The organism is Limosilactobacillus sp. (assembly GCF_051873035.1).
In the GTDB taxonomy this organism is placed as follows: Bacteria; Bacillota; Bacilli; order Lactobacillales; family Lactobacillaceae; genus Limosilactobacillus.
Genome location: NZ_JBJEEL010000056.1, coordinates 1 through 6,967 on the forward strand (window position 1 = coordinate 1; position 6,967 = coordinate 6,967).

Consider the following 6,967-nt stretch of genomic DNA (forward strand, 5'->3'; position numbering starts at 1 on the left):
TCGTGCACTCGCTCTGCTCGCGCACTCAACTAGGTCTAAAGACATTAATAAAAAGGGATCCACGTATTCAAACGTGAATCCCCTACTATGTTATTAAACTATTTTTCTAGACGTAGAACGGTTCGGTTAGTAGTTGCCACCAGTCATTGCACCGGTACCGTTAGATGGTGCACTTGGCGTAGAGGCTGGACGACTTGGGGTGTAAGTAGCACCACCGCCACCGCCGCCGGTATAAGCACTACCGCCACCGGTATAGGCACTACTACCGCCGCCACCAGTAGACCGGCTGCCGCCACCATTGGAAGCAGAGCTACCACTATTACTATTGCCACTTGATTGACTCCGGCTGCTGTTGGAGTTGTTGCTTGATGACCGTGATGATTCGCTCTGGCTCGATGCCGTGCTACTTGCACTAGACGAGCTACTGGAGTCTTCATCGTCACCACTGTAATCTTTCACAACTAACTTCTTTACAACCTTCTTGTCACCCTTGGTAGCAATAATGTCATAGGTACCAGGGTTATCAAAGGTGTAGCTAAACTCAGTTTGGTCGTTGAAGGTCTTAAAGACTTTCTTACTATAGTGACCAACGATTCTAACCTTTGTTCCTTCTGAAACGTTAAATTTGACCTTACGCTCACCCTGGTCGTTGAGCTCAACCTTACGATCAAATTCCACCGTTACTTTATCGTCACTTTCCTTACTGGTCGTTGGCGTCGTCGTCTTAACCGGTTGGGCAACCTCGTGCTTAGGCTGGTGTGCTAAATAGATTCCACCACCGAAGCCACCGATAATTACCAATACTAGTAACCAGTTAATGAAAACCCGGTTATGGCCCGTATTTTCACGACCATTCTTGATTCGATGAACTTGCGAAATGAATTGCAGTACCAGTAATACTACCGCTACAATTCCACATAGTATTAATGTCTTTTGTAAATTCATATCCACTCTCTCTTAACTAAGCTTGAACAAACCGGTTGTCGGCTTGGTTGTACTTGTAAGAAGGTGTCCACTGATCGACGGTCACCTTCCCGTTACCCCCTTTATCATTGGTGTAACGCAGAACCAGTTGAATACCATCATCTTGGGCCTTCTTAGCCGCTTGATCATCTAAGGTAATCTCCGTATCAAAGCCACTCTTCCCGGCATTGTAAATCGTTGGGAAGGCCTTTAAGACATCGTTACGGTCTTGCAGGGTAACCTGACTCCGACCGAGTTCGCCACCCTTGGCATCGAGGACAATGACGTAGGCGTACTTATAGTTGACGGCAGCATCACTGGCCATCCATCCCGTAACGTGAAGCTTGTTTTGGTCGATCGTCACTTGATTATTTTGACCATCCGTGGCTGCCTGGTCCGAAGCACTGGCCTTAGCCTTAGTTGCGAATCCAAGTGAGTCGATTGAGTAGGCCTGTTGGTTAAAGGTAAAGGCGTTGTTAAACCAGTGATCAGTGTAAGCACCGTTGCCACCATTACCATCAGCACTAGAAGAGTAACGACTAACTAGGGCGTAAGTGTGGCCATAGGTTAACTTACTCATGTCAATGCTGTAGTTAAAGCCAGAATTCAAGGCTCCATTAACATTGCTGAAGGCTCTTTGAACATCAGGCCGGGATACTAGACCGTTCTTACTGTCCAGTTTGATAGCATCCACTTGCTTATTAGCCGTGCTGTCAAACAGGATAAGGTAATGGTTTGGTTCTACCTGGCTGTAGTTAGTAGCATTCCAACCAGAGAAGGTAACCTTACCACTCTTAGCATCTGCGTTTACACCATCCAAGTTGCTAAAGTTGGCAGTTGTACCATTGATAAGGCGCCGTGCCGGGAACCAGTAGTCAACGTTACTACCTTCACCACCAAGGGTGTCGCTGTAACGGCTAACCACTTGTAGGTTGTGACCCAGGTCAATTCCGGCCAGGTTGAAGCGAACCTTGAAGCCGGACTTGCTGGCGTTTAACAGGTTCGGGTATGCGGCACTAACGTCCGGACGGTCAATCCCGTCGGTGACTAGCTGCCGGCCAATTTCACGTCCCGTCGTTGAATCGAGCAGGATGATGTAGTGGTACTTACGACCAACCACCTGGTTAGTGGCGTTCCAACCATCCACTTCTAGTTGTTGGCCATCGCTGGTTACAGCCATCCCATCCAGGTTGGCCACGTTCGTTCCGTAGTCCATGGTGTAGTAGGAACTAACCAGGTCAGCGGGGTCATTGTTACCATTCGGGTCCGCAGTCCACCGGGATAGGATCCGCAGCTTGTCACCGGCCTTGATCTTACTCAAGTCCAGGTTGACGGTGTCGTCGAAGCCGGAAGTAGCAGCGTTCCAAACTGGGTGTACCTTGAAGACATCGGGACGGTTAACCCCGCCGGCGACTAATTTCCGCCCTACTTCATGGAACTGTCCAACAACCGGGTTCTGACCATAATCCAGGATGATCAGGAAGTGGTAGTTACGGTTGTAACTATCACTGTTAGCGTTCCAACCGGTAACGTGGATCCCGGTATCGGTCATATGAATAGCATCGATACTTGCCCAGTTACCACGAAGACCTGGTACCACTTGCTGGTTGTAAGGGTCGGTCCCGTCACTGACGTAGGTCACGGTATAGGTTTGGTCCGCAGTCGTATCAGTAACCGGAGTGAATGGTAAGGAAACTTGCCGCTGCCCATCCACCAACGTGTGGTAGTAAGGAAGCTGGTCAATTTGGAAGTATGGCCAGGAAGCATCCCCGTCCGGTTCCCAGTTGGTATAGTGGTTAGTAACTTTCCCACTATTATCTATAACGGCCGTATTACTCCGTTTAAACCAGACTTCTTGAACTGTTGGTTCCTTTTCACCGACCGCCAGTTGGTAGTTAATCGTCCGGGTAACCTTTTTCCAGAGGTCAGTTTGCTGGTCTTTCTTGGTTGGATCCGGTGTGATTGTGCTTTGGGCCTTGACGTAGGTCACGTTAACGGTCAAATTGGTATTTCCATTATCACTGTTTTGAGCAGCAGCTATTTCTTCGTTAGTTAAGGAAGGAACAGCTGTTACGTAGTTATCTTCACCAGTTTTTGCAACATAGCCATCTTTTTGAATTTCATACGGTTTTAGCGGTGACGGATTGCTCTCATGAACACTTTCCCAATCGCCATATGTAAAATTACCGTTAGTTTGTTGCGTCTTAGTACGACCATAGATAACCTTTTGTTCTACTTTAGTTAACTTACCAGAAGTCGGATCGGTAATGTTAATCGTCCGCGTGATTGTACGGTACATATCACTGTGGCTGTTGATTTCAGCATCCGTGGGGTTCTGTTTCGGGCTTAAAGCATCCTGAACAAAGATCACTTTGAGTGCTGAAGTATCTGGTTGACCATTATTAGTTAAGGTAACATCGGTTGGTAGTTCATGAATTTCTTTTCCATTAAGCGTAGCATACATACCTGCACGGGTAGGCAAGGTAGCACCCGACCAGGATGCACCAGTGGTATTATAACTGCCGTCAGCAGTTTTAGTAACCTTCGTAGTTTGGCTAGCAGATGATGGGTCACTTCCATCGGCGTTAGTGTAGTTAATCTGCCGTGTAAACGTCTCACTGGTTGGTGCTGCTTGCTGGTTGCCTTGACTATCAGCTGGAGTAGTCGGTTGCTGATTAGTATTCCCCTGGTTGTTATTATTAGAAGGTGTCTCAGCATTGTTTTGACTAGTAGCGGCATTTTGGGTAACCGTGTTAGCGACAACCGGTGCTTGGTCATCGGCCTTTACTTGTTGGTTGTTAACCGTCATCCCCGTCATTACAGACAGGCCGAGGACAGCCGCGGTAACCCATAACTTACCGCTCTTGTACATCTTAAAATGCTTTTTACTTTCCATTATTATTAAGACCTCCAAAAAATCTCGAATAATTCTTTAAAGTTCACGTATTCTTTCCTATTTTAGCACAAATGTTAATAGTTCAGTACCATCCATGGCGGTTAAGCAATTATAATATTTTTAGTCACTATAAATCAATATTATAAGTGAAATAATTCAGCTATTTATTACAACAATATTATTTATATAATTGGAAATGGTGTATCAGTACCAGTTCTATTTATACTAAAAAGATTACGGCAAACGGACTATTTTTCTCCATTGCCATTAAGCTTTAAACGAGCTGATAAAAGTTTACGCTAACGGACAAAAAAGGATTAAACCTGTTAGGCGTTACTGCCATAACATGATTTAATCCTTCACCTTTCTAAATTAAAGTTGCCGGTATTCGTACTTAACCAGTTCAAAGAAGTCCCCCATCGTGTATGAGGTCCCGAAATACCGTGAAGCACGGTTAGCCCAGTAACCATCGGGGTCCGTATGGTCAGTGACGTGCATGTATTGCGATACCATGTGGTGTGACCATAAAGTACCACCATATTGACCGGTTTGCCGATTGTACCAAGCCAGGGTAGGAACAATCCCATACTGTTTCATCTTATATGCCGTGTAGTAAGCACCATTGATCAATTCACGGGCAAAGTTTGCGGCGCTGTAAACTTCAACCTGTTCGAATTGAACGGCCCGACCATTAGCTGGGTAGCCAGCCCCCCAGGCTTCGCGGTCCGTACTTGAAATTTCGATAATGTTGTTACCATCAACGAAGGCGTGTACAAAGGCCTTATCGTACGTCTGCTTTTCATAGTTAATTTCCCCGTAAATACTGTCATTCGGGTTAGCCGTTTCGTGAACCACGACCATGTCAGGACGGCCATCGCTGGTCCGGCTATATTCATCAGTTACCTCGGGGATAACGTAATTGGTTTGAATCGTTGCATGACCAATTCGGTTTTGGAGGATGTAACGGTTAATTGCATTGGCCGTCATGTTGTACTGTAATAACGGTGCTGAGTAGAGGTCAACCGAGTTACCATTACCGTTAACATCGTCAGTAAAGCGGTGAATTACACGGAAAACTTTACCCTGGGCGCTAGCTGGCAGGGTTAAGCCCAGACGGTAACCAGAGTTAGTACTATTCAGAATGTACGGCGCCGCTGCACGGGCTGCATCATCAGGGCGGTTAATATCTAATACCCGTTGCCGGTATACTTCCCGACCATTAGCATCTAGTAAGATCAGGTATTGATAAGGCTTATTAGCGGACTGGTCACTGGCATGCCAACCACTAACGTAAACGGAACGACCATTAACCCGGATGTCAATAAAGCTCCCCTGATTGGAGGCGTAAACTGGAGTCTTCTGGTCAGCAGAATTACCATTACCGGCCGGGTCATCAGTAAAGCGGAAAATAATTTGCATATTTCCCGTGATGGCAGCTGGATTAAGTTTGATTAACGTATTGAAGCCACTGTTGGCACTATTGAAGATTAATGGGTACACAGCAGCGACGTCCGACCGACTAGTCAAGTTTAGCTTTTGCCGGGTCACTTCTTGACCATTATTTAAAATAATAATAAATGCATTCCGCTTACTTTGGGACTGCGAACTAGCCATCCAACCAGCAAGTTGCAAGCCTTGGTCCGTCATTTTTGCCTGGTCAACTGAATAACCCTGTTGACTGCGATAAGTTACGGGAGCCGACCAGAAATCGGTGTACTGGCCATTGCCGCCATTTCCTTCGTCGCTAGTTGAGTAACGGCTGACGACCGAATACGAGTGTCCATCTAATAGGTTGACCTTACTCAAATCAAAGCCATAGTCAAAGCCGGATTGGCCGGCCGTTTTAATCGTTGGGTAGGCCTTGGCAACGTCCGGGCGACTAACGCTGGTAACCTTGGCACTAGCAACCTGGGTATTAGCGGTATTATCGTAAATGATAATAAATTTCTGGTTCTCAAATTGGGAAATGTCATCCGCGTGCCAGCCGGAAATTTTCAGGTGTTGACCATCACTAACGTTAAAGCTATCCAGGCTTCCCTGGTTAGAATAGTTACCATCCGTAATCGGTGTAAAGTAGTAATCAACATAGTCGCTGTTACCATCGCTTGCACCAGCGTAACGGCTTAACAACTGCAATTTATGGTTAAAGTTAACGCCGTTAAGCCCAAAGGAGACTGCAAAGCCAGACTTGTCAGCCCCTTCGATTCCTGGGTAAACCTTTGCTACATCGGGACGATCAACACTGTTTTTAACTAAGGCACGGCTGACCTCCTTACCGGTCGTCCGGTCCAGTAGAATAATATAGTGGTAATTCTTGTTAAATGCTAAATTCGTCGCGTTCCAACCCTGTACTTCCAGCTTGTTGTTGACAACGGTAGCCTTATCCAGGCAGGCATAGTTACGCTGATCAATGGTGACCGGTGCGAAATAATAGTCCACGTAGTCCGCGTTCCCGTTTGGATCGGCGGAATAGCGGCTGATCAAGTTAACCACCGTCGTATTGTTCATCGCCTTGCCCAGGTTAAACTGAACATTAAAACCAGATTGACCAGCACCATAGACATTATGAACCCGTTGGACATCAGTACGGCTGACCGCCTGGTTGGTAATGTTTTGGCGCGCAATTTCAGTATGATTTTGGTTTAAGGCAATAATATAGTGGTACGGCCGATTTTGGGCAGCGTTGGTCGCGTGCCAACCAGCCGCGTTCAGTTCACCATCCGGATTAAGTGAGACGTTATCTAAGTATGCATAGTTACCATGATCATTTTGATCGTAGGATTGACTAGCAGCTGCTTGCATTTGCGTAGTTATCGGCTGTTGGCTAGTCGCCGCCGGTGAATTAGTGGTATTACCGGCAACAACTGCTTGCGACTGGTTAACTGTCGTGGTAGTTGGCGTGAGATTATCATCCGCATACGATAATCCCTGTGAAACCCACAATAAAAAGCCACAACTCGTCATTGCTAGACCAGTCATAGCCACCTTTTTCGCATGTTCAAAGTTGATAAATTTCATTGATATTTTCTCCCCCAGAAATTCTTGTATTCAATGTAAGCACACCATAACGACACGTATTGAAAAAGGCGGTCGTGATCCTCAAGCTTG

General features: G+C 46.3%; 3 protein-coding genes. All 3 read right to left on the minus strand.

The annotated features are described in order from the left end of the window. Positions 1-126 precede the first annotated feature (126 nt). The 3 genes from ACI31H_RS05500 to ACI31H_RS05510 all read right to left on the minus strand — a co-directional run bounded on the left by ACI31H_RS05500 (position 127) and on the right by ACI31H_RS05510 (position 6,877). The gene (locus tag ACI31H_RS05500) at positions 127-945 is read right to left on the minus strand and encodes a hypothetical protein (protein WP_439770994.1); all 819 of its coding nucleotides are present in this window, start codon (positions 943-945) and stop codon (positions 127-129) included. A gap of 16 nt (positions 946-961) precedes the next feature. Next, a complete protein-coding gene (locus ACI31H_RS05505) occupies positions 962-3,859 on the minus strand; it encodes a KxYKxGKxW signal peptide domain-containing protein (RefSeq protein ID WP_439770995.1) in 2,898 nt (965 codons plus the stop codon). A gap of 372 nt (positions 3,860-4,231) precedes the next feature. Next, positions 4,232-6,877 carry a peptidoglycan recognition protein family protein gene (locus ACI31H_RS05510; RefSeq protein WP_439770996.1) on the minus strand — a complete coding sequence of 882 codons (2,646 nt, stop codon included), beginning with the start codon at positions 6,875-6,877 and terminating at the stop codon, positions 4,232-4,234. Between the last annotated feature and the right edge of the window lie 90 nt (positions 6,878-6,967).